The sequence below is a fragment of the Mycobacterium sp. E2733 genome (assembly GCF_001667585.1).
Lineage (GTDB): Bacteria > Actinomycetota > Actinomycetes > Mycobacteriales > Mycobacteriaceae > Mycobacterium.
This window is the reverse complement of sequence record NZ_LZJZ01000027.1, coordinates 136,960-159,974: the sequence shown is the minus strand read 5'-3', so window position 1 is coordinate 159,974 and position 23,015 is coordinate 136,960. Positions and strand designations below refer to the sequence as shown.

Below are 23,015 nucleotides of genomic sequence, written 5' to 3'. Positions count from 1 at the left end.
TGCTCGTTCATCGAGTGTGCGGCCACGGCGGCCTCCTTCGGCGTGTCGCCGCCCTGAGTGCACACTCAAAGCCTTGAGCGCACACTCGACGGCCGAGCGCTACTCCGCGTCGGCGCCGAGGGTCTCCAGGACGACTTCGGCGACCCGCTTCATCGTCGTCCGCCGGTCCATGGCGGCGCGCTGAATCCACTTGAACGCCTCGGGCTCGGTCATGCCCTGCTTGGTCTGCAGCAGCCCCTTGGCGCGTTCGACGAGCTTGCGGGTCTCCAGCCGCTCGGACAACGTAGCCACTTCGCTTTCCAGCTCGGTGATCTCGCTGAAGCGGCTGACCGCCAACTCGATCGCCGGAATCAGGTCGCTGATCGTGAAGGGCTTCACCAGATAGGCCATCGCCCCGGCATCGCGGGCACGCTCGACCAGGTCGCGCTGGCTGAACGCGGTCAACACCACGATCGGTGCGATGCGCTTGCTGGCGATCTCGGACGCAGCGTCGATGCCGTCGCGGCGAGGCATCTTCACGTCCATGATCACGAGGTCGGGCTGATGTCGTTCGGCCAACTCGACGGCTTCCTGACCGTCGCCGGCCTCCCCGACGATGTCGTAACCCTCTTCCCGCAGCATCTCGGCGAGGTCCATGCGGATCAGCGCTTCGTCTTCCGCGATCAGGACCCGGCGCGGCACAGCGGCGTCGGTGTCGGTCGTGGGGCCTGTCATGACGGACATTCTCTCGTGAACGTCCGAGACCAGCGACCTCGGGGCGGTGAGATCGGTGTCTACGCTGAATCCTCTATGGTGGGAGGCTGCCTCTAAGGTAGGAGGCCGGGTAAGCCCTCGTATCCCAACTGGCAGAGGAAACGGACTCAAAACCCGTCCAGTGTGGGTTCGAATCCCACCGAGGGCACACAGGTAGGACTGACAGGCAACGGCCTGTCGGGGCGTACCGGTGGCCCCCCGGTCGGTTTGGCTCGCATACCGATGCCGTCCGCCGGTGATCCCGCCCTCCCGGCGAACCGGCGACTCCAAGGCCCAGGTTTGTTGAATACCCGAAATCCATGCCAAAGGTATGAGATCGGCTAATTTAAATACTGCGCGCAATAAACTTCGCGGTTGCATTCAAATAGAATCACGCCGATTACGCGATGAATTCATGCCATTTCCGTGGGCCTCACCGAAGCGCCAATCAACCACTTGTGGCGACCCAAGCGCGGGCGGGTTGCGACTGCCGCGTTAGCGGCTTATGCACACTTGTTCTTCCGAGTGCACCACGTTGACCTGCATCGGATCGTTCTGCATCGAGTCGGTGGCCACCCGCAACAACGAGGCCGCCCCGCCACATCCCACCCCACACGCGGGCGTTGCCGCCGCGGTGCACGCCAGTATCAGCGCGATCCCGATCCTGCTGCTGAGACTTGCCACACCGCACCCCCGCATTAGAGGAACACATGACCCACATCACAGCCCGACATATGTTTAATAACACGTCGGAAAATTTTGTATAACCCCTTCAGCAGAAAATCTTTTTTATTTTTCGGGGGTCCGGTAATGCCAACCATCGCCGGGCATCCGGCGCGTCGTCGGGATCCCGATTCGCCCGTTGACTGGCCCACAACCCGAGCTCAGCGGGTTACGCTTTCGAATGTGGCGGCTAAGAAATGCGGCGCCCCACCCGTGTCGGCTGGCTCGTCGAGACGCCCGGACTGCGTAGCCGCGGTGCGGGCGCAGTCGCGTGACCGCAATCAGCACTACGCCGCCAGCGCCGCGCGCCGGGCCCGGATCCTCACCATCACCGCATGGCTGGCCGTCATGGTGAGCGTGAGCTTCGTGCTCGTGCAGATCCTCGGCGGCACCTGGCTGTGGCAGGTCAGCTCGATCAACATCCTCGGCGCGATGGTCTTTGCGATGGTCCCCTGGCTGCAGCGATTCGGCGAACTCGTTGCGCCGCTTACCTTTATGGGCGCGGCTTACGTGTCCGTCTTCGCCAGCTGCGTGGACGTCGGCACGGGTTCGGGGGCCCAGTTCTTCTTCTTGGTGGGCGCTTGCATCGTCGTGCTGTTGCTGGGGATCGAACACATCGTCCTGGCATCCGCACTGGCCGCCGTCGCCGCCGGCCTCATCGTTGCCGTCGAGTTCCTGATCCCCCGCGACACCGGGCTACAGCCGGCCTGGGCCCAGACGACCGGATTTGTCGTCACGGCGATTTCCAGCGTCGTGATGGTGGTCGTGACGGTGTGGTTCGCCCTGCGTGACACCGCGCGCGCCGAGGCCATGATGGAGACGCAGTACGAGCGTTCGGAGGCGCTGCTGGCCAACATGTTGCCGGCCAGCATCGCCGAGCGGCTCAAGGACCCCGACCGCAGCGTCATCGCCGACAAGTTCGACGACGCGTCTGTCCTGTTCGCCGACATCGTCGGATTCACCGAGCGGGCCAGCGGCATGGCCCCGGCCGACCTGGTGCGCTTCCTCGACCGGTTGTACAGCGCTTTCGACGCACTGGTGGACAAGCACGGCCTCGAGAAGATCAAAGTCAGCGGCGACTCCTACATGGTGGTAAGCGGTGTTCCGCGCGTCCGGCCCGACCACGCGCAGGCCCTCGCGGACTTCGCGCTCGACATGGCCAATGTCGCGGCCGGACTGCGGGATCCGCACGGCGATGCGGTTCCGCTGCGGGTGGGCATGGCGTGCGGACCGGTAGTCGCCGGCGTGGTGGGTTCCCGGCGCTTCTTCTATGACGTCTGGGGTGACGCGGTCAACGTCGCGTCCCGGATGGAATCCACCGACTCGGTGGGCCGAATTCAGGTGCCGGAGGCCATGTACGAACGCCTCGAGCACGAATTCGTGTTGCAGGAGCGCGGCCACATCGACGTCAAAGGCAAGGGCCTCATGCGCACCTGGTATCTGATCGGGCGCAGGGCCACCGAGGAAGCCACCACCGAGCTGCTGGCAAAGGATTCGCGCACGGCCCACGTGTAGCCCGAAGTGCCCTATACCCAAGGCGCCGTTTGTGTCAGACTGCGGCCATGCAAACCACACCTGGATCTCCCCCTGCTCCAAGTTTGTTGCCGCATCTGTGGAAATCGACCCTGTTGTCGGGATTTCTGTCGCTGGCCCTCGGCGTCCTGATCCTGGCTTGGCCCGGAAGAACCATCCTCGTTGCCGCCATCTTCTTCGGCGCCTACCTGTTGATCACCGGTATTGCGCAGGTGATCTTCGCGTTCAGTCTGCACGTCTCGGCGGGCAGCCGGATCCTGTTGTTCATCAGCGGGGCGGCATCGCTGATCCTGGCAATCTTGGCATTTCGCCATTTCGGCAACGCAATCCTGTTGCTGGCCATCTGGATTGGCATCGGATTCATCTTCCGCGGCGTCGCCACGACGGTTTCGGCCATCCAAGACCCGCACTTGCCGGGGCGGGGATGGGCGATCTTCATCGGTGTCATCAGTCTGCTCGCCGGCATCGTCGTCCTCGCGTCGCCGCTCGAATCGATTGTCACGCTGGCGCTCGTGGTCGGGGTCTGGTTCGTGGTCCTCGGCATCTTCGAAATCGTGTCGTCCTTCGGCATCCGGAAGGCTTCGAAGACCCTCACCCCCTGAGGCGGCTCTCGGTAGCGCCGCCCCTGGCCCTTCTACTACACTTCGTAGTAGCCGTGTCGTACGGCTCCGCAGTCCCGGGAGATGACAGATGAATGTCGTCGATATTTCGCGGTGGCAGTTCGGTATTACTACCGTCTACCACTTCATCTTCGTGCCGCTCACCATCGGTTTGGCACCCCTGCTCGCGGTCATGCAGACGGTGTGGGTGGTCACGGATAACACCGCGTGGTACCGGCTCACCAAGTTCTTCGGCAAGTTGTTCCTGATCAACTTCGCCATCGGCGTGGCGACGGGAATCGTCCAGGAATTTCAGTTCGGCATGAACTGGAGCGAGTATTCGCGGTTCGTCGGCGACATCTTCGGCGCGCCGCTGGCGATGGAGGGCTTGTTCGCCTTCTTCTTCGAGTCCACCTTCATCGGGTTGTGGATCTTCGGGTGGGGCCGGCTGCCGAAGCTGATTCACCTGGCCTGCATCTGGATCGTCGCGATCGGTGTCAACGTGTCCGCCTTCTTCATCATCGTGGCGAACTCGTTCATGCAGCATCCCGTTGGCGCGCACTACAACCCCGCGACGCGTCGTGCCGAGCTCGACAGCATCACCGCGCTGCTGGGCAATAACACTGCGCGGTGGGCGTTTACCCACACGGTCGCCGGCGCGTTGCTGACGGCTGCGACGTTCGTCGCGGCCGTCAGCGCGTGGTTCCTGGTCCGTTCCCGCCGCCCGACCACCGCCTCCCCGGCCGCGGAATCGGATGCGCGCAGCATGTTTCGGCCTGCCGCCATCCTGGGGTGCTGGGTGGTGCTGCTCGCGGCCGTCGGCCTGTTCTTCACCGGTGACCGTCAGGGCAAGCTGATGTTCGTCCAGCAACCGATGAAGATGGCGTCGGCGGAGTCGTTGTGTGGCACCGAAACCGACCCGGACTTCTCGATCCTCACCGTCGGCACGCACAACAATTGTGACAGCGTCACCCGGGTGCTCGAGGTCCCCTACGTGCTGCCGTTCCTCGCCGAGGGCCGCACCAGCGGCGTGACGTTGCAGGGCGTGCGCAATATCCAGCAGGACTTCGAGCAGCGATTCGGCCCGAACGACTACCGGCCCAACCTGTTTGTCACCTACTGGTCGTTCCGCGCGATGATCGGCTTCCTGGCCGTACCCATTCTGTTCGCCCTCGCGGCGCTGTGGCTCACCCGCGGTGGCCGGGTGCCCAACCAGCGGTGGTTCTCCTGGCTGGCGTTGCTGACCATCCCCACGCCGTTCCTGGCGAACATCTCCGGGTGGGTATTCACCGAAATGGGGCGGCAACCCTGGATCGTCGCGCCGAATCCGACCGGCGACCAACAGGTTCGGTTCACCGTCCATGAGGCGGTCTCGCACCATGTGCCCGGCATGGTCGTCACGTCCCTGGTCACCTTCACCCTCGTCTACGCCGTGCTGGCGGTGATCTGGTTCTTCCTGCTCAAGCGCTACATCACCGAAGGGCCGCGGGAACACGATGCCGAACCGGCTCCCCCGCCGGCTCCCGGCGAGGACGAGGTGGCGCCGCTTTCGTTCGCCTATTAGGCCGCGACCACGAACTCAGAAAGGAGCTGACCGATGGGACTGCAGCAGGTGTGGTTCGGCATCATCGGGTTGCTGTTCCTCGGTTTCTTCGTTCTGGAGGGCTTCGACTTCGGCGTGGGCATGCTGATGGAACCGCTGGCCCGCGTCGGCATCGGTGAGCCGGAACCCATCCGGCGCACGGCCTTGAACACCATCGGTCCGATCTGGGATGGCAACGAGGTGTGGCTGATCGTCGGCGGCGCAGCGATGTTCGCGGCCTTCCCCGGCTGGTACGCCACCGTGTTCTCCACGCTCTATCTGCCGCTGCTGGCCATCCTGTTCGGGATGATCCTGCGCGCCGTGGCGATCGAATGGCGCGGGAAGATCGACGACACGAGGTGGCGCGGCTGGGCCGATTTCGGCATCGCCGCGGGATCGTGGCTGCCGGCCATTCTCTGGGGAGTGGCGTTCGCCATCCTGGTCCGCGGCCTCCCGGTGGACGCGCGCGGCCAGGTTCACCTGTCGATCACCGACGTGCTCAACGTCTACACAGTGCTGGGCGGTTTGGCCACCGCGGGCCTGTTTCTGCTCTACGGCGCGGTGTTCATCTCGCTGAAGACGTCCGGCGCCATCCGCGACGACGCCCACCGGCTGGCGGTGTGGCTGTCGCTTCCGGTGACCGGACTGGTTGCGGCCTTCGGGATCTGGACGCAACTGGCCTACGGCAAGGACTGGACCTGGCTGGTGCTCGCTGTCGCGGTGGTGGCGCAGCTGGCGGCGGTGCTGCTGGTGTGGCGGCGCGGCTCCGACGGCTGGGCGTTCGCGTGCACGGCGACCGTCGTGCTCGCGGTGGTGATCCTGTTGTTCGGCTCGCTGTACCCGAACCTGGTGCCCTCGACGCTGAACAAACAGTGGAGCCTGACCATTTACAACGCCTCGTCGACGCCCTACACCCTCAAGGTCATGACGTGGGTGACCGCGTTCATGGCTCCGCTGACGGTGGTGTACCAGGCCTGGACGTATTGGGTTTTCCGGCAACGGATCTCGGCGGACCGCATTCCGCCGTCCATCGGCCTGGCGAGGCGGGTGTCCTGAGCGCGACCGAGTTGCCGCCCGGGCCAAGAGCGCGGGGCCCACTGGACCCGCGACTGTGGCGGGCATCGACCGCCCTGCGCCGCTACCTGACCGCGACGGTGTGCTGCGGAGTGGTGATTTCCGGCTGCGCGATCGGGTCGGCGATCGTGCTCGCGAGCGTGGTTGCCCGCGCGGTCAGCGATCGCTCGGCGCACGGCCTGCGCGCCTGGCTCGGGCCACTGTCGATCCTGTTGCTGCTGTGGATGATTCGCGCGCTGGCGCACTGGTTGCAGGCCCGGTTGGGTCAACGCGGCGCCAGCGCGGTCATCGCTGATCTGTCCGGTCAGGTGTTGACAGCGGTGACCGCCCGCCAGCCCGGTGAGCTCGCCGACCAACGGGATGCCGCCGCGGTGGTGGTCACCCGAGGCCTCGACGGCCTGCGCCCCTACTTCACCGGGTACCTGCCCACGTTGCTGCTCGCCGGGATCCTCACCCCGGCGACCGTCGCCGTCATCGCCAGTTACGACCTGAAATCAGCGGCGATCGTGGGGATCACCCTGCCGCTCATACCGGTTTTCATGGTCCTGATCGGCCTGGCAACCGCCGACCGGTCGGCCGCCGCCCTGGCCGCCATGACGACGCTGCAGGGACGGTTGCTCGATCTCATCGCCGGCATCCCGACGCTGCGGGCGCTGGGACGCGGTCGGGGTCCGGAAGGCCGCATCGCCGAACTGGCTGCCGCACATCGCCGCTCGGCCATGGCGACGCTCCGGATCGCCTTCCTGTCGGCACTGGTGCTGGAACTGCTGGCGACGCTGGGCGTGGCGCTGATCGCGGTCGGGATCGGACTCCGCCTGGTGTTCGGCGAGATGACGCTGGCGACCGGCCTCACGGTGCTGTTGCTGGCACCCGATGTCTACTGGCCGCTGCGCCGCATCGGCGTCGAATTCCACGCCGCGCAAGACGGAAGAACCGCCGCCGACAAGGCCTTCGGCCTGATCGGCGAGCCTTCCCCACCGAAAACCCAGGGGCAGACGGTCACCGCCCGCGGCGCGGAGATCCGCCTGTACGACCTCAGCGTCGCCGGCCGCGACGGCCACGCGCCGCGTGGCCTCACCGCGCTGATCGAGCCGGGCTCGGTGACGGTGCTGACGGGGCGCAACGGTGCCGGCAAAAGCACGGCCCTGCAGGCAATCACCGGAGTCACCCTGCCGTCGTCGGGCCGGGTCACCGTGGCGGGCATCGACGTCGCCGATCTCGATCCGGGCGCCTGGTGGCGGCAGCTGTCGTGGCTTCCGCAGCGCCCGGCGCTCGTCCCGGGCACGGTCCGGGACAACCTGGTCCTGTTCGGCGACTTGGACGACCTCGAAAGGGCTTGCACAGCGGCAGATTTCGATAGGGTATTAGCCGACCTGCCGGACGGGCTGGACACGATGCTCGGCCGCGGCGGCGTCGGCCTGTCGCTGGGGCAGCGGCAACGGCTCGGCCTCGCGCGAGCGCTCGGATCGTCCGCGCCCGTGTTGCTGCTCGACGAGCCCACCGCGCACCTCGATACCCACGCCGAGGAACGCGTGTTGCGGGCCATCGTTGCGCGCGCCCGCTCCGGTGCGACCGTCGTCGTCGTCGGGCACCGAGCACCGGTTCTGGCCATCGGTGACCGCGTCGTGGAGGTGGGCGCCGACAGTGGAGCGCGTCATGCCCCAGTCTGATCCCTTGCTGGCCGCCGCGCCGCTGCTGCGGCCGAAGCTCCCCCGGCTATTGGCGGCCATCACGCTGGGCGTGCTGTCGCTGGGCAGCGCGCTGGCGCTGGCCGGCGTATCGGCCTGGCTCATCACGCGGGCCTGGCAGATGCCGCCGGTGCTCGACCTGTCGGTCGCGGCCGTCGCGGTACGCGCTTTCGCGATCTCACGGGCGGTGTTGCACTACTGCGAGCGGCTGGTCACCCACGACGCCGCGCTGCGCGCGGCAGGCACCGCCCGGGCGGAGATCTATCACCGGCTCGCGCACGGGCCGGCGGCGGCAGCCGTCCGTCTGCACAGCGGCGAGCTCGTCACCCGAGTGGGCTCGGACGTCGAAGAGCTGGCGAACGTGCTGGTGCGTGCCGTGGTGCCGATCGGGGTCGCGGCGGTGTTGGGGCTGGCGGCGACCGCGGTGGTCGCGGCCATCTCGCCGCCGGCCGCGGCGGTGCTGGCAATCTGCCTGCTGGTCGCGGGACTCGTCGCGCCGCGGCTCGCGGGAAAGGCCGCGGTCAGGCAGGAAAGCCTTGCCCGGCAGCACCATTCCGACCGTGATACGTCGGCGATGATCGCCCTGGAACACGCGCCCGAGCTTCGCGTCGCGGGCCTGCTTCCCCGCGTCATCGCCGAATCGCAACGCCGCCAACGCGAATGGGGCGCCGCGCTCGACGCGGCCGCCCAGCCGGCCGCCATCGCCGAGGCCGTGCCCACCGCCGCGATCGGGGCCAGCGTGCTGGGCGCGGTGGTGGCCGGTATCGGACTGGCGCCTTCGGTCGCGCCCACCACGCTTGCCGTCCTGATGTTGTTGCCGCTGTCCGCGTTCGAGGCGATGACACCGTTGCCGGCCGCCGCGGTCCAGCTGACGCGGTCGCGCATCGCCGCGCGCCGGCTGCTCGACCTGACGACCGACCATTCGGACCGGCCCGAGCAGCCGGCGGGATGCCCACCGAAACCGGCCGCCGCCGCCGCGCTGTCCGCCGACATCCGGTCCGGCCACGCCGACGCAAGCCGCTCGAACCGCATCACGCTGGACCTCCCGCCGGGTGCCCGGCTGGCCGTCACCGGCGCCAGCGGGTGCGGCAAGACCACGCTGTTGATGACGCTCGCCGGGCTGCTGCCCCCACTGGAGGGACGGGTGACGATCGACGGCACCGACCTGCTCGACTTCCACGAAGACGACTTGCGCGGCGCCGTCAGCTTTTTCGCCGAGGACGCGCACATCTTCGCTACGACCGTGCGGGACAACCTGCTGGTGGCGCGCGGAGACTGCCGAGACGACGAATTGGCCGACGCGCTGGACGCGGTCGGGCTCGGCGCCTGGCTCGCCGGTCTACCCGACGGCCTGTCGACGGTCTTGACCGGTGGTGCGCAGGCGCTTTCCGGCGGTCAGCGCAGGAGGCTGCTATTGGCACGGGCGATGCTCTCACCTGCCCGGATCGTGCTGCTTGACGAGCCCACCGAGCACCTCGACGCTGCCGACGCCGAACCGATACTCCGCGACCTGCTGGGACCGAATTCCGCGCTGATGTCCGCCGATCGGACCGTGGTGGTGGCCACCCACTACTTACCGAACGACACTGGCTGTCGCGAACTGCGCGTCGATGCGCTCAGAGATGCCGCCGGCGCGGCATGAACTCCAGGGACAGCAACACGATCAACAACTGGACGATCTGAGTCAGGGACACCAGTGCATACCGCCGGGCGTCCAGCGCGTGGAACTTGCGCACGTAGCGGTACAGCGACTCGAGGGCGATCAGCGGGTCGAGGACATGGATCAACCGATAGAAGACGCGCTGGAGGCGGCTGCGATTCTTCTCGTCGAAGATTTCCGGGAACGCCGCGAACGCGAGGGAATGTCGTCGTGCGCCATTCTCTTTGCCGGCCATGATCATGTCGACGCTGAGCCGTTCGTCGATGCCGTTGGGGGCTCCGCGCCGGCGCCACGGCACGTCGAGGGTGATGTCGCTGCCGCCGCCCGCCGTCGCGTACCGGTGGAATCCCTGCACCTTGCCCGAGGCGTCCCGGGCGACGATCAGCTGGACGCCGGGGAACCGGCCTTCCAGCACACCGTCGAGGTTCATGTGGAATCCACGCTCGGTGTGGGCCCCCTTGCTCGACGCACGGACCACCTCGGTCAGCTCGGCCAGTTGCTCATCGGTGAGTTCCTGCTCCGCGACGATCTCGGTCGTGATGCCGCAGTTGTGGGAACGCTTCACCGCCTGCCGCAGGTTGCGGAACTTACGTCCCACCATGTCGAAACCGGAGACGTCGACGACCACGTCGCGCCCGATCGGCACCGCGCGCAACGACTGCCCGAGCACCGAGGCGTCGCTCCACAATTCGAGCCGTCGCTCGCCGCAACCGACCACCGCGATTCGCCAGCCGTGGGTGTGACACATGGCGGCGAAGTCGGCGACCAGCTCGGCGAATCGGGACTGGTCACCGATCGGGTCGCCGCCGACCACGGCGATACCCAGGCGCGTCCGATAGGCCAGCGCCGCGCTGCCGTCCGCGGTGAAGTGATAACTCTTGCCGGTCTGCATCGCGAAGGGCGCCAGCGGATCGTCCCGGGTGGCCTCGATCAACTTCCACACCCGGGGCAGATCTTCTGGACGCGGATGCGACGACGTCGGCCACATCAGCACCATGCCGGAGCTCGCGATCACCAGGTCGCCTAGCAGATCGAAGGACAGCACGTGCAGCCCCAGGCCCGCCAGCACGAAGAAGAACGCCGCGACGGCGTGCATGGCCGTCACGGGACGACCGAGGAAGATGCCGCGCGCGATCCACGCCACCGCGACCAGAACCGTCAGCGACCAGGCCAACCGATCGGTGTAGTGCCACGCCGGGTGGTGGTGGTGGCGAACGAGGATTTCGGCCAACCAGCAGGTGGCGCTCAACAGCGCCAGGGCACCGATCAACCGGGCCGCCCGCGAATCGACCGAGACGACCACGCGTTCGCGCGCGCGGGCCTTCGCGGAGACGTCGACCAAAGGGCCGCTCACACTCACCTCCCGATGCGCTGAAATTCCAGCTGGGCGGCTGTTTGCCGCCTCTGCACCGAATACCCGGCAGCTAAAAACTTACGCGCGACACCGGCCCTGACGGGCCGATTTCACAACGATCTCCTGCGGGTATTCCGCCCTGTCTATCGGCGGGCGGGCGGAAAGTATTTCAGCACCCCTTCTTGCACCACCGTCGCGAGGAGCTGCCCGGAGCGATCGAAGAAGTGACCGGTGCCCAGCCCGCGCGAATCCGCAGCCACCGGCGACGAGGTCGAATACAGGACCCAGGCGTCGAAGTCGACCTGCCGGTGAAACCACACGGAATGGTTGGCGGACGCGGCGAAGATACGGTCGAAACCCCACGACAGCCCATGGGTGGTGATCACCGAGTCCAGGACCGTGGTGTCCGAGGAGTAGACCATGGTCGCGGTGTGCAGCACCGGGTCGTCGGGCATGGTGCCGCCGGCCTTCATCCACACCCGGTTGTGCGGGAGCCGGTCGCCCTTCTCGCGCATCACCCAGGCCGGGTCGTTGGTGTAGCGCCACTCGATCGGCTGCAGCGCGTTGACGAAGTGCGGAACCGTCTGCTCGTAACCGCGGAGCAGCTCGCTGATCGGCGGCTGCGTTTCCGGCTCGCCCACCTGCGGCGGGTCGACGGCATGTTCGAGGCCACGGCCGCCGGACATGTAGGAGATCATCGCCGAGGACAACAGCATGCCGTCCTGTACCGCGTCCACGCGCCGGTTGGCGAAGCGCCGCTCGTCACGCAGCCGGGTGACGTGGAATTCGATGTCCTTGGCGGTGTCGCCGCCGTTGATGAAGTGCACCGAGAGCGCGCTGGGCGGCAGGTCGTCGCGGACCAGCGTGCGGCTGCCGGCGACGAACGATTGAGCCATGAGCTGGCCGCCGAACGTCCGCATCGGGTTCTTGCTGGGATGAGACCCGAGAAAGCGGTCGTCGGCGACCCGATTGAGGTCAAGGGTCGCAAGCAGTTCCTTGAAATCGGAATCGGTGCTGATCGCGGCCTCTCCTTGGCTCAATTTGATTGCCGCCTTCTCCTCAAGCCGCGCTGCGGCTCGCATCGTCGGCAGGCGGGGTTTAGACGTCGTCCTCCCCGATCCGGTGCACGTGGATCAGGTTGGTCGACCCTACTGTGCCAGGTGGCGCGCCGGCCACGATCACCACCAGGTCACCGCGCTTGTAGCGACCGAGTTCCAGCAGCGACTTGTCGACCTGGCGGATCATGCCGTCGGTCGACGTCATCATCGGGACGATGAACGTCTCCGTGCCCCACGTCATCGCGAGTTGGCTGCGGACCTCGGGCCAGGCCGTGAAGGCCAGCAGTGGCAGCGGGGTATGCAGGCGCGCCAGCCGCTTGACGGTGTCTCCGGACTGGGTGAAGGCGACCAGCGCCTTGGCGTCCAAGCGCTCGCCGATGTCGCGGGCGGCGTACGAGATCACCCCGCGCTTGGTGCGCGGCACATGCGTCAGCGGCGGAGCGGCGGTCGAGTTGTCTTCGACGGCGCAGATGATCCGCGACATGGTCCGCACGGCAGCCAGCGGGTACTTTCCGACCGACGTCTCGCCGGACAGCATCACCGCGTCCGCGCCGTCGAGCACGGCATTGGCGACGTCGGAAGCCTCGGCGCGCGTCGGTCGGGAGTTCTCGATCATGGAGTCGAGCATCTGGGTCGCCACGATGACGGGTTTGGCGTTCTCCCGGGCCATCTGGATGGCCCGCTTCTGCACCAGCGGCACCTCTTCCAGCGGCAGCTCGACGCCGAGGTCGCCACGGGCCACCATGATGGCGTCGAAGGCCAGCACGATCGCTTCCAGATTGTCGACGGCTTCCGGCTTTTCCAGCTTGGCGATCACCGGCACCCGCCGCCCGATCCGGTCCATCACCTCGTGCACCAGCTCGACGTCGGACGGCGAGCGCACGAATGACAGCGCGACGAGGTCGACGCCGAGATCCATCGCGAACGTGAGGTCCTCGATGTCCTTCTCGGACAAGGCCGGTGCGGACACGTTCATGCCGGGCAGCGAGATGCCCTTGTTGTTGCTGACGGGGCCGCCCTCGACGACGGTGCAGATGACATCGTCGCCGTCGATGCGTTCGATGACCAGGCCGACCTTGCCGTCGTCGATCAGCACCCGGTCGCCGACCGTCGCGTCAGCGGCCAGCTTCTTGTAGGTGGTCGACACGCGGTCGTGGGTGCCTTCGCAGTCGGCGACGGTGATGCAAACGGTTTCGCCCTCGGCCCAATACGTGGCCCCGGTGGCGAACCGCCCCAGCCGGATCTTCGGGCCCTGCAGGTCGGCGAGGACACCGACCGCGCGGCCGGTGGTGTCGGAAGCGGCCCGTACCCGTTCGTAGGCGGCTTTGTGGTCCGAGTAGTCGCCATGACTGAAATTCAACCGGGCGACGTCCATTCCCGCCTCGACCAGCGCCAGAATCAGCTCGTCCGAATTGGTCGCAGGGCCAAGGGTGCAGACGATCTTCCCGCGTCTACTCACGCCGACCCAGCATAGTCGCGTGGGTCCGCCGCGGTCCGACCAAACGGGGTGTCGCGATGTGAGTGGTTAACCACTCTGAATCGCCGGCAACAGCGGGAAGCCGGGCAGGTTACGCAGCACCGTCCAGGCGATGATGGCCAGCACCATCGTCAGCCAGGCCGGCGTCGAGAGCGCCGATCTGCCGCTGCCGCGGCGCATCAGCACCCAGGCGGCCAGCATCGGGATGCCGACCAACAGGAAAACGTTGTCGTTGACGGCGGCGACCACGTGGCCGTGCAGCAGATCGTGCGTCATCCGCAGGCCACCGCAGAAGGGGCAGTTCCAGCCGGTGAGCAATCTGAAGGGGCACTGGGGATACAGAGAATTCGTGTTGTGCGGGTCGACCAGGCCGACGTAGCCGAGCGCACCGCCGAACAGGACGGCGGTACCGGCCGCGACGTACCGGCGCCGGCCGTGACACTGTTCCGTCGCTTGTCCGGCGGAATTGGCTTGCGTCACGTGTTCAGCATGCCAGACCGCGCGGCTTCTAGGGGTTCGACGACCGATTCCTCCGCAGTCGCCACCGGCGGCGTGCTGTCTTATACGGCTCAGCGACCGAAGCCGGTTCGGCCGAGTCATGTACCGGCTTTGGCTCGGATTCCTCGTCGGGCTCTTCGGCTTCGGCTTCGGCTTCGGGTTCTTCCTCGTCGGCCTCTTCGGCTTCGGGTTCGGGCTCTTCGTCGTCGGGTTTCTCGGCTTCGGCCTCGGGCTCTTGGGGCTCTTCGGGTTTCGACTCGTCCGCTTCGGCCTCGGGCTCTTCCGCCTCGGGCTCTTCGGCTTCTGGCTCCTCGGCCTCTTCCGTTTCCGGCTCCTCGGCTTCCGCCTCGGGCTCTTCCGCTTCAGGCTCCTCGGCTTCGGTCTCGGGCTCTTCGGGTTCTTCCGGCTCCGGCTCGGCCGCCTCCGCTTCGACCGTCTCGGCCTGCGCGGTCTCCGGCTCGTCGACAGGGGCAGCCTCGCCCGTTTCCGCCGATTCCGCGGATTTGTCGTCGTCTTCGCCGGCGCTCCCCACGACCGCGACGGTCGCTGCCTCACCCGAGGCGACTGCCGCAAGCTCGTCCGCCGAATCCGGTTGCGGGGACTCCTCGGCAGCGTGGTCCTTGCCACGTAGGCTCTCGGGGGCCTCGCGTCCCTTCGGCGCCACCATGATGTACACCACGGCCCCGATGAACACGAAAGTCGATGTGAACGAATTGATCCGGATGCCCGCGATGTGGGTGGCGGTGTCGTCGCGCAGCAACTCGACACCGAAGCGCCCGACGCAGTAGCTGGCCACATACAACGCAAACAGCCGCCCGTGACCCAACGTGAATCGTCGGTCGGCGTAGATCAACAGGGCGAAAACCAGGACGTTCCAGAGCAACTCGTACAGGAACGTCGGCTGAACGACGAGGGCCACCTGCCCCGTCGACACACCGTCCAGCGAATGGGGGTCGATGTATCCCGAGGGGTCGCGGCGGTAAAAGATCTGCAGCCCCCACGGCAGCGTGGTTTCCCGGCCGTAGAGCTCCTGGTTGAAGTAGTTGCCGAGCCGGCCGATGGCCTGCGCCAGGATGATTCCCGGCGCAATCGCGTCGGCGAAGGCCGGCAGCGGGATGCCGTGCCGCCTGCACGCGATCCACGCGCCCACGCCGCCGAGGGCTACCGCGCCCCAGATCCCCAGGCCGCCGTCCCAAATGCGAACCGCCGCAGAGAGTCCGGCGCCGCCCGGCCCCCAGTAGGTCCGCCAGTCGGTGGCCAGGTGATAGAGCCGGCCGCCCACCAATCCGAACGGCACCACCCACAACGCGATGTCATAGATCACTCCGCGCTGTCCGCCGCGGGCCTCCCAGCGCCGGTCACCGATCAGCAGCGCCACCACGATGCCGGTGATGATGAACAACGCGTAGGCGCGAATGGGCAGCGGCCCGAGGTGCCAAACACCCTGGGGCGGGCTGGGAAAATAAGTCGGCAACATCGTCATCAGGCGGACACCTTCTGCCGAACCCCGGCGGCCAGTTCCTCGGTCAGCGCTCGCAACGCGGGCAACCCGCCCTCACCGAGCGCCGATACCAGCGCGGAGCCGACGATGACGCCGTCGGCGTAGCTGCCGATCTGCGCCGCCTGCTCTCGCGACCGCACCCCGAGCCCGACGCCGACGGGTATGTCCGACACCGCCTTTATCCGTCGCACCAGCTCGGGCGCGGCGTTCGACACCGCGTCACGCGCCCCGGTTACCCCCATCGTGGAAGCAGCGTAGACGAACCCTCGCGATGCCTCGACCGTCATCGCCAGCCGTTGGGGCGTCGACGAGGGCGCCACCAGAAAAATGCGATCCAACCGATGCTCCTCAGCTGCCGCCAGCCACTGGCCGGCTTCGTCGGGGATGAGGTCCGGGGTGATCAAGCCCAGCCCGCCGGCCGACGCGAGATCCCGCGCGAACGCGTCGACCCCATACCGCAGCACCGGGTTCCAATAGGTCATCACCACCGCGCGCCCACCGGCCGCACTGATCGCCTCGACCGCGGCCAGGGTGTCCCGCACCCGCACTCCCCCGTGCAAAGCGGCCTCGGTGGCCCGGGCGATGGTCGGCCCGTCCATGCCGGGATCCGAATAGGGCACCCCGACTTCGATGATGTCGCAACCGGATTCGACCAGGACGCGCATGCCGTCCACCGAACCCTGCACGTCGGGATAACCGGTGGGCAGATAACCGATCAGCGCCGCGCGATTGCCTTCGCGGCACATGTCGAAAACCGGCCCGAGCCTGCTGGCTTGTCCTTGTCCTACGGTCATCGCTGGCCGGGCCCCATCAAACCGAACCATTTCGCGGCCGTCTCCACATCCTTGTCGCCCCGACCCGACAGGTTCACCACGATGATCGCGCCCTGCCCCAACTCGGGACCCAGCTTGACCGCGCCGGCGACCGCGTGGGCCGATTCGATGGCCGGGATGATCCCCTCGGTGCGGCACAGCAGCGCGAACGCATCCATCGCCTCGGAGTCGGTGATCGGCCGGTATTCGGCCCGCCCGATCTCCTTGAGATGCGCGTGCTCGGGGCCCACCCCCGGATAATCGAGACCCGCTGAGATCGAATGGGATTCGATGGTCTGGCCGTCCTCGTCCTGCAGCAGGTAGGAGAACGACCCCTGGAAAGCCCCCGGCGAACCGCCCGCGAACGTTGCGGCGTGCCTGCCGGTTTCGACGCCGTCGCCGGCCGCCTCGAAGCCGATCAGGCGCACCCCGGGGTCGTCGATGAACGGGTGGAAGATGCCGATGGCGTTGGATCCGCCCCCGACACAAGCCACGACCGCGTCGGGCAACCGGCCGGCCTGGGCCTGGATCTGCACGCGTGCCTCCAAGCCGATGATTCGCTGAAAATCGCGCACCATCGCCGGAAAGGGGTGCGGCCCCGCCGCGGTGCCGAAGCAGTAGTAGGTGCTGTCGGCATTGGTCACCCAATCCCGAAACGCCTCGTTGATGGCATCTTTGAGCGTTTTCGACCCGCTTTGGACCGACACCACCTCCGCGCCCAGCAGCCGCATCCGCGCCACGTTGAGCGCTTGGCGCGCGGTGTCCACCGCGCCCATGTAGATGACACACTCCAGGCCGAGCAGCGCGCACGCGGTGGCAGTGGCGACGCCGTGCTGGCCGGCGCCGGTCTCGGCGATGACCCGGTTCTTGCCCATTCTCTTAGCCAGCAACGCCTGACCGAGGACGTTGTTGATCTTGTGAGAACCGGTGTGGTTCAGGTCTTCTCGCTTGAGGAAGATGCGCGCCGAGCCGGCATGCTCGGACAGCCGCGTGGCCTCGTACAGCGGCGACGGCCGGCCGGCGTAGTTGACCTGCAGGTCGTCGAGGGTCGCCAGGAAATCGGGGTTGATGCGTTCCTTCTCGTACGCGGCGGTGACCTCTTCGATCACCGCCATCAACGCCTCAGCGACGTAGCGTCCACCGTACAAACCGAAATGGCCACCCGCGTCGGGTTCGTGGCGGGTGGTTTCGGCGACGGCTGCGCTCGGAAGGGGAAGGTCCGGGCGGGACAGGTTAACCATCACCAAGGCTCTACGCGGGGACGGCTCATCAGGTTCAACGTTTCAGCGCCGGGACTCTTCAACTGACTTAACGACTAGCGAGACGGTTTCGGGCAGGACGGGTGGGTACCCGCGGTGACCAGGTCGGCGACCGCGGCGCGCGGGTCACCGCTTTTGACCAGACCCTCGCCGACCAAGACGGCGTCCGCGCCGGCGCCGGCATACGCCAACAGGTCCCCGGTGCCACGGACGCCGGACTCGGCGATCCTGATCACGTTGCTGGGCAACCCGGGAGCGATCCGCGCGAAGCAATCGCGGTCCACCTCCAGCGTCGCGAGATCGCGCGCGTTGACCCCGATTACGTTGGCCCCGGCTTTCAGCGCCCGGTCGGCCTCCTCCTCGGTGTGCACCTCGACAAGGGCTGTCATGCCCAGTGATTCGGTGCGGTCCAGCATCGACACCAAAGCCGACTGGTCCAGCGCGGCGACGATGAGCAGCAGCATGTCCGCGCCGTGGGCACGGGCCTCGTGGATCTGATATGGCTGCACGACAAAGTCTTTGCGCAATACCGGTATCGAGACCGCGGCCCGAACGGCGTCGAGGTCGTCGAGGGAGCCGCGGAAGCGTCGCTCCTCGGTCAGAACGCTGATGATCCGGGCTCCGCCGTCCTCGTACGCCCGGGCCAGTTTTGCCGGATCGGCAATGGTCGCCAGGGAACCCGCCGACGGACTGGCTCGCTTGACCTCGGCGATGACACCGATGCCGGGCTCGCGCAGGGCGGCCATCACGTCGCGCGGCGGCGGCGCGGCGGCAGCGGCGGCTTTGATTTCGGAGAGGCTGATGAGGGCTTCGCGCGCCGCAACGTCGGCCCGGACTCCCTCGAGGATGGAGTCAAGCACGGTAGCCGGACTCATGCCTGATGCTTCCCTTCGCGCGGTTACCCATCGTCACCCCACGGCCAATCCGACAAATTCCAGCCGATCGCGACGACGTGAATGAAGGGTAGCGGCCCACGGCTCGCGGCCCGTCACCGACCCTCGGTGTCCGACCCGCGGGGCCGATCGGTCTGGTCCCGCGTTGGGTCACAGCCCTCGTCAAGCGCGTCCCAGATCATCCGCTCCGACATTTCCGGCGTCTCCGGCTTCTCCAGCATCGCGCCATCGGCGTCCTCGCGTAGCGCATTTGAGCGGCGCGTCGCCGGCGTCGCGTACTTTTCCGCGCTGAACCGGGCCGATCCGGAATCGCCGGCCGACCGCAACAACAGCACGGCCGCGATCAGGGTGCAGACCGCCGCGGCCACCGCGATGCCCGCGCCGGCGTACCGCCGCTCGCTGCCCACCAGCGACATCAGCGCGACGTGCGCCAGATCGGCACCGCGCACGGCGACGTCCGGGAGCACCCAGAGACTGACGCCGAGATATCCGACCGCGAGGCTGGCCACCGCCAGCAGCCCCGCCAGCACGCGCAGCGGCCAGCCGCGCACCGCGATCGCCGCCACGGCCGCCGCCAGCATGAGCACCGCCAACGGCAACAGCGCCGTCGACCACGAGGCGCCGGACAGCGTTACCTCGCGCGGCGGGCCCAGCCCGTCGAACGACCGGATCACCACCCAGGGCAGCCGGGACGCCGCCCACAGCGCCACCGCGGCCAGCACCAGCAACACCTGGGCCACCCCGACGACCAGCCGCGCCCGCCGACCCGGGCGGGCCTCAGTCATGGCAGTCGGCCGCGGGGGCGGTCAGCGTCTCGGCGGCCGCGATCGCGTTGAGCACCGCGCGCGCCTTATTGGCGGCCTCGGTGTACTCGTACGGACCGTTCGAGTCGGCCACCACCCCGCCGCCGGCCTGCACGTAGGCGGTGCCGTCGCGCATCAGCGCGGTGCGGATGGCGATCGCGAAGTCAGCGTTGCCGGCGAAGTCCAGGTAGCCGACCACGCCGCCGTAGAGGCCGCGGCGCGTCTTCTCCACCTCCTCGATCAGCTCCATCGCGCGCACCTTCGGCGCGCCCGACAGCGTGCCGGCCGGGAAGCAGGCCGTCACCGCGTCCAGGGCGGTCCGCCCCTCGGCGAGCATCCCGGTCACCGTCGACACCAGGTGCATGACGTGGCTGTAGCGCTCGATATGGCTGTAATCCTCGACGCGCACGGTGCCCGGCGCGCAGACGCGGCCGAGGTCGTTGCGGCCCAGATCGACCAGCATCAGGTGCTCGGCGCGCTCCTTCTCGTCGGCCAGCAGTTCCTTCTCCAGCAGCTGATCCTCTTCCTCGGTCTGCCCGCGCCACCGGGTGCCGGCGATCGGGTGCGTCGTCGCCCAGCCCTCGCTGACGGTGACCAGCGCCTCCGGGCTGGACCCGACGACCGAAAAATCGGTCCCACCAGCGCCATTCGGCACATTCAGCAGGTACATGTAGGGACTCGGGTTGGTGACCCGCAGCATCCGGTACACGTCGATCGGGTCGACAGCGGTGTCCATCTCGAAGCGCTGGGACGGAACGACCTGGAACGCCTCGCCGGCGGCGATCTGATCGACGAGGTAGTCGACGATCTTCCCGTACTCCTCGACGGTGCGCTGGGCACGGTACCGCGGCTCGGGCCTGTCGAAAGTGGCGACCGTGGACGGCAACGGCTGGCCTAACGCCGAGGTCATCACGTCCAGCCGCGCCAGGGCGTCGTCGTAGGCCTCGTCGACCCGCTCGTCGGTGCCGTTCCAGTTCACCGCGTTGGCGATCAGCGTGATGGTGCCCTCGTGGTGGTCGACGGCCGCCACGTCGGTGGCCAGCAGCAGCAGCATGTCCGGCAGGTGCAGGTCGTCGACGGCCAGTTCGGGCAGGCGTTCCAGGCGTCGCACCATGTCGTAGGCGAACAAGCCGACCATGCCGCCGGACAACGGCGGCAGCCCGGGCAGCGTGCCGGTGGCCAGCAGCTCGAGCGTGGACCGCAGCGCGAGTAACGGGTCGCCGCCGGTGGGCGCGTCCTGCGGCACGGCGCCCAGCCAGACCGCTTCCCCGCCGCGGACGGTCAGCGCCGAGGGCGCGCCCGCGCCGACGAACGACCACCGCGACCAGGATCGGCCGTGCTCGGCGGATTCCAGCAGGAACGTGCCCGGACGATCGGCGGCGAGCTTGCGGTAGGCCGACAGCGGCGTCTCGCTGTCGGCCAGCACCTTGCGGGTCACCGGAACCACGCGATGCTCGGCTGCGAGCCGGCGGAAGTCCTCTCGTGAGGTCGTCGCGGCGAGGTGGGCGTGCACTGAACCATCCTCGCAGACAAGCGTCGGGGGTTCGCGAGCGTAACGAGGCTGCGCTTTTCAGCCTCGAAATTCGCGGTGGCGTTACGCTCGCGGCATGAAACCTGGTGACACCGTCGCGGACTTCGAACTTCCCGATCAGACGGGGACGCCGCGCAAGCTCAGCGAGCTGCTCTCCGGCGGACCGGTGGTGCTGTTCTTCTACCCCGCCGCGATGACGCCGGGCTGCACCAAGGAGGCCTGCCACTTCCGGGACCTGGCCGCGGAATTCGCGGCCGCCGGCGCCAACAGGGTCGGCATCAGCGCCGATGCCGTGCAGAAACAGGCCAAGTTCGCCGACATGCAGAAGTTCGACTACCCGCTGCTTTCGGACACCGACGGAGCCGTCGCCGCACAATTCGGCGTCAAGCGCGGCCTGCTCGGCAAGCTGATGCCGGTCAAGCGCACCACCTTCGTCATCGACACCGACCGCAAGGTGCTCAACGTCATTTCGAGCGAGCTCAACATGAACACCCACGCCGACAAGGCGTTGGAGACGCTGCGCGCCCGCTGAGGATCAGGGGCTGATCGCCAGGAACACGTAGGCGGCGAGCAGCACCAGATGCAGCTCGCCCTGCAGCCGGGTGGCGCGCCCGGGGACGACCGTCAGCATGCTGATCACGACGGTCAGCGCAAGCAGCACCAGCTGGATGGGGCCCAGACCGAGGACGAGCGGCCCCTTGAGCCAGATAGAGGCCAGCGCGATCACCGGGATGGTGAGCCCGATGCTGGCCATCGCCGAGCCATACGCCAGGTTGAGGCTGGTCTGGATGCGGCCCTGGCGCGCCGCGCGCGCGGCCGCCAGGGTCTCCGGCAGCAGCACCAGCGCGGCGATCACCACGCCGACGAATGACTGCGGGAACCCGACCGCGGTCACCGCGCGCTCGACGGCCGGCGATTCCTCCTCGGCCAGCCCCACCACCGCGACGAGGGCGACCAGCAGCAGCCCCAGGCTGCCCAGCGCGGCGCCGCGGTTCGGCGGCTCGGCGTGGCTTTCGTCCTCGAACAGCCGCGTCTTCTGACCCTTCTGCGCGACGGGCAGGAAGAAATCGCGGTGGCGCACCGTCTGCGTGAAGACGAAGACCAGGTAGACCAGCAGCGAGGCAACCGCCGCGAAGGTCAGCTGGCCCGGGGAGAACTCCCTGCCGACTTGGCTGGTGGTGAACGCGGGCAGCACCAGGCTCATCGTCGCCAGCGTGGTGACGGTGGCCAGCGCGGCGCCACTGCCCTCGGCGTTGAACAGCGTGACGCCGTAGCGCCGGGAGCCGAGCAGCAGCGACAACCCGGCGATGCCGTTGGTGGTGATCATCGCGGCGGCGAACACGGTGTCCCTGGCCAGGGTCGCGGCCTCGTTGCCGCCGGACGCCATCAGCGAGACGATCAGGGCCACCTCGATCACCGTCACCGCGGCCGCGAGCACCAGCGAGCCGAACGGCTCACCGACCCGGGCCGCGACCACCTCCGCGTGATGCACCGCGGAAAGCACGGCGCCGATGAGCAGTGCCGCCGCCAGCGCTACCAGCGCCGGGCCCAGCTTCTCGCCCCAGATCACGGCCAGCACGGCGACGGCAAGCAGCGGTACGACCGCGGTCCACGACACCCGTCTCAACATCGCCCGCCATTCTCATCCACGGCCCGCGGTCGGGCGACTTCAGACCTAGTGCAACGTTCCTCAAGCCGAAAGTCCTCAGACGGTTGCGACAAAAGCCCCTACGTTCGCCGGACGGTGTTTCATACGGTCACAACATTCGCCTCAGGTTTACACGGGCTCGGCCGAAGCGAAGTCAAGACAGGAATATCCGAACGCTGAACTGTCAGCGTGGCCGACGCGAAGGGGGAAGCGGTGTCAGTCACTCGGATCACCGCTGAAAGCGGCACCAACAGTCCACTCCGCAACCATCTCCGCAGTGCGAAGGACGGGGATCGGGATGCGTGGATTTCCAGGGCGCTCTGCCGGAGCGGCGACCCGGACGGGTTGTTCGTCCGGGGCGCCGCCCAGAGAGAAGCCGCGGCGATCTGCCGGCACTGCCCGGTGGTCCTGGAGTGTGGCGCCGAGGCGCTCGACAACCGGGTCGAGTGGGGCGTCTGGGGCGGGATGACGGAACGCCAGCGACGCGCCCTGCTCAGGCAGCACTCCGACGTGGTGTCCTGGGTCGACTTCTTGGCCACCGCCCGGCGTCAGCGCCGCGCCGCGAATTAGGCCCGCGGGCGGTCGCCTAG

The 23,015-nt window shown here is 67.7% G+C and carries 20 protein-coding genes, 1 tRNA gene and 1 pseudogene; 9 read left to right on the top strand and 13 right to left on the bottom strand.

Features of this window, described 5'->3' with window-relative positions:
• Nucleotides 1-99 precede the first annotated feature (99 nt).
• Entirely contained in the window at nucleotides 100-714 is a 615-nt protein-coding gene (locus A5678_RS06700; protein ID WP_156746790.1) for an ANTAR domain-containing response regulator, read from the bottom strand.
• A 113-nt stretch (nucleotides 715-827) separates the two neighbouring features.
• Here A5678_RS06700 and A5678_RS06695 point away from each other — a divergent pair.
• Nucleotides 828-901 (top strand) — tRNA-Leu (locus A5678_RS06695).
• Nucleotides 902-1,227: 326 nt separating this feature from the next.
• Here the strand turns inward: A5678_RS06695 and A5678_RS06690 are convergent.
• Nucleotides 1,228-1,416 (bottom strand): hypothetical protein, encoded by a 189-nt coding sequence (locus A5678_RS06690; protein ID WP_156746789.1) that lies wholly within the window; start codon nucleotides 1,414-1,416, stop codon nucleotides 1,228-1,230.
• 222 nt (nucleotides 1,417-1,638) lie between these two features.
• Here A5678_RS06690 and A5678_RS06685 point away from each other — a divergent pair, with 222 nt between their 5' ends.
• From A5678_RS06685 to cydC, 6 genes and pseudogenes are all read left to right on the top strand, one after another.
• Nucleotides 1,639-2,970: an adenylate/guanylate cyclase domain-containing protein gene (locus A5678_RS06685; RefSeq protein WP_068040082.1), complete on the top strand. Its 1,332-nt coding sequence runs from the start codon at nucleotides 1,639-1,641 to the stop codon at nucleotides 2,968-2,970.
• A 29-nt stretch (nucleotides 2,971-2,999) separates the two neighbouring features.
• Nucleotides 3,000-3,590, top strand: a complete 591-nt coding sequence (locus A5678_RS06680; protein WP_156746788.1) for an HdeD family acid-resistance protein — start codon at nucleotides 3,000-3,002, stop codon at nucleotides 3,588-3,590.
• Nucleotides 3,591-3,678: 88 nt separating this feature from the next.
• Nucleotides 3,679-5,151, top strand: a complete 1,473-nt coding sequence (locus A5678_RS06675) for a cytochrome ubiquinol oxidase subunit I (protein ID WP_068040078.1) — start codon at nucleotides 3,679-3,681, stop codon at nucleotides 5,149-5,151.
• 33 nt (nucleotides 5,152-5,184) lie between these two features.
• Nucleotides 5,185-6,225, top strand: coding sequence for a cytochrome d ubiquinol oxidase subunit II (gene cydB, locus A5678_RS06670; protein ID WP_068040072.1), 1,041 nt, complete (start codon nucleotides 5,185-5,187; stop codon nucleotides 6,223-6,225).
• Between the two features lie 74 nt (nucleotides 6,226-6,299).
• Nucleotides 6,300-7,913 (top strand): thiol reductant ABC exporter subunit CydD, encoded by a 1,614-nt coding sequence (cydD, locus tag A5678_RS06665; protein ID WP_068040217.1) that lies wholly within the window; start codon nucleotides 6,300-6,302, stop codon nucleotides 7,911-7,913.
• Nucleotides 7,900-9,614, top strand: a pseudogene (cydC, locus tag A5678_RS06660) (thiol reductant ABC exporter subunit CydC). Before cydD ends, cydC begins: the two are co-directional and overlap by 14 nt.
• On the opposite strand, the gene A5678_RS06655 reads toward cydC, so the two are convergent.
• From A5678_RS06655 to A5678_RS06610, 10 genes are all read right to left on the bottom strand, one after another.
• The gene (locus tag A5678_RS06655) at nucleotides 9,548-10,945 is read right to left on the bottom strand and encodes a bifunctional lysylphosphatidylglycerol flippase/synthetase MprF (RefSeq protein ID WP_068040215.1); all 1,398 of its coding nucleotides are present in this window, start codon (nucleotides 10,943-10,945) and stop codon (nucleotides 9,548-9,550) included. The pseudogene cydC and the gene A5678_RS06655 sit on opposite strands and share 67 nt — an antisense overlap.
• 143 nt (nucleotides 10,946-11,088) lie before the next feature.
• Nucleotides 11,089-11,964: an acyl-CoA thioesterase II gene (locus A5678_RS06650; RefSeq protein ID WP_156746794.1), complete on the bottom strand. Its 876-nt coding sequence runs from the start codon at nucleotides 11,962-11,964 to the stop codon at nucleotides 11,089-11,091.
• 79 nt (nucleotides 11,965-12,043) lie between these two features.
• Nucleotides 12,044-13,462 carry a pyruvate kinase gene (pyk, locus tag A5678_RS06645; protein ID WP_068040071.1) on the bottom strand — a complete coding sequence of 473 codons (1,419 nt, stop codon included), beginning with the start codon at nucleotides 13,460-13,462 and terminating at the stop codon, nucleotides 12,044-12,046.
• Between the two features lie 66 nt (nucleotides 13,463-13,528).
• Complete coding sequence (locus tag A5678_RS06640; protein WP_068040070.1) at nucleotides 13,529-13,960, bottom strand: DUF2752 domain-containing protein; 432 nt, start codon at nucleotides 13,958-13,960, stop codon at nucleotides 13,529-13,531.
• A gap of 28 nt (nucleotides 13,961-13,988) precedes the next feature.
• Nucleotides 13,989-15,461: a prolipoprotein diacylglyceryl transferase gene (locus A5678_RS06635; protein WP_068040069.1), complete on the bottom strand. Its 1,473-nt coding sequence runs from the start codon at nucleotides 15,459-15,461 to the stop codon at nucleotides 13,989-13,991.
• The gene (trpA, locus tag A5678_RS06630) at nucleotides 15,461-16,273 is read right to left on the bottom strand and encodes a tryptophan synthase subunit alpha (protein WP_068040068.1); all 813 of its coding nucleotides are present in this window, start codon (nucleotides 16,271-16,273) and stop codon (nucleotides 15,461-15,463) included. The genes A5678_RS06635 and trpA overlap by 1 nt, the downstream gene beginning before the upstream one ends.
• On the bottom strand, nucleotides 16,270-17,535 hold the full coding sequence (trpB, locus tag A5678_RS06625; RefSeq protein WP_197502053.1) for a tryptophan synthase subunit beta: 1,266 nt from the start codon (nucleotides 17,533-17,535) through the stop codon (nucleotides 16,270-16,272). Before trpB ends, trpA begins: the two co-directional genes overlap by 4 nt.
• A gap of 71 nt (nucleotides 17,536-17,606) precedes the next feature.
• Nucleotides 17,607-18,425 (bottom strand): indole-3-glycerol phosphate synthase TrpC, encoded by an 819-nt coding sequence (gene trpC, locus A5678_RS06620; protein WP_068040066.1) that lies wholly within the window; start codon nucleotides 18,423-18,425, stop codon nucleotides 17,607-17,609.
• 113 nt (nucleotides 18,426-18,538) lie between these two features.
• Entirely contained in the window at nucleotides 18,539-19,228 is a 690-nt protein-coding gene (locus A5678_RS06615; protein WP_068040065.1) for a TIGR02234 family membrane protein, read from the bottom strand.
• Nucleotides 19,221-20,759 carry an anthranilate synthase component I gene (locus A5678_RS06610; protein ID WP_068040064.1) on the bottom strand — a complete coding sequence of 513 codons (1,539 nt, stop codon included), beginning with the start codon at nucleotides 20,757-20,759 and terminating at the stop codon, nucleotides 19,221-19,223. Before A5678_RS06610 ends, A5678_RS06615 begins: the two co-directional genes overlap by 8 nt.
• Before the next feature lie 94 nt (nucleotides 20,760-20,853).
• Between A5678_RS06610 and A5678_RS06605 the strand changes: the two genes are divergently transcribed.
• A complete protein-coding gene (locus A5678_RS06605; protein WP_068040063.1) occupies nucleotides 20,854-21,309 on the top strand; it encodes a peroxiredoxin in 456 nt (151 codons plus the stop codon).
• 3 nt (nucleotides 21,310-21,312) lie between these two features.
• On the opposite strand, the gene A5678_RS06600 is transcribed toward A5678_RS06605, so the two are convergent.
• Nucleotides 21,313-22,407, bottom strand: a complete 1,095-nt coding sequence (locus tag A5678_RS06600) for a calcium:proton antiporter (protein WP_068040062.1) — start codon at nucleotides 22,405-22,407, stop codon at nucleotides 21,313-21,315.
• Between the two features lie 324 nt (nucleotides 22,408-22,731).
• On the opposite strand from A5678_RS06600, the gene A5678_RS06595 reads away from it, so the two are divergent.
• A complete protein-coding gene (locus A5678_RS06595) occupies nucleotides 22,732-22,995 on the top strand; it encodes a WhiB family transcriptional regulator (protein WP_231983588.1) in 264 nt (87 codons plus the stop codon).
• Nucleotides 22,996-23,015 lie beyond the last annotated feature (20 nt).

What these genes read in the sequence shown, in the direction of transcription:
- trpA (WP_068040068.1), bottom strand. Translation starts at nt 16,273, where the DNA reads ATGACCGTAGGACAAGGACAAGCCAGCAGGCTCGGGCCGGTTTTCGAC.
- A5678_RS06675 (WP_068040078.1), top strand. Translation starts at nt 3,679, where the DNA reads ATGAATGTCGTCGATATTTCGCGGTGGCAGTTCGGTATTACTACCGTC.
- A5678_RS06615 (WP_068040065.1), bottom strand. Translation starts at nt 19,228, where the DNA reads ATGACTGAGGCCCGCCCGGGTCGGCGGGCGCGGCTGGTCGTCGGGGTG.
- cydB (WP_068040072.1), top strand. Translation starts at nt 5,185, where the DNA reads ATGGGACTGCAGCAGGTGTGGTTCGGCATCATCGGGTTGCTGTTCCTC.
- A5678_RS06600 (WP_068040062.1), bottom strand. Translation starts at nt 22,407, where the DNA reads ATGTTGAGACGGGTGTCGTGGACCGCGGTCGTACCGCTGCTTGCCGTC.
- A5678_RS06635 (WP_068040069.1), bottom strand. Translation starts at nt 15,461, where the DNA reads ATGACGATGTTGCCGACTTATTTTCCCAGCCCGCCCCAGGGTGTTTGG.
- A5678_RS06700 (WP_156746790.1), bottom strand. Translation starts at nt 714, where the DNA reads ATGACAGGCCCCACGACCGACACCGACGCCGCTGTGCCGCGCCGGGTC.
- A5678_RS06605 (WP_068040063.1), top strand. Translation starts at nt 20,854, where the DNA reads ATGAAACCTGGTGACACCGTCGCGGACTTCGAACTTCCCGATCAGACG.
- trpC (WP_068040066.1), bottom strand. Translation starts at nt 18,425, where the DNA reads ATGAGTCCGGCTACCGTGCTTGACTCCATCCTCGAGGGAGTCCGGGCC.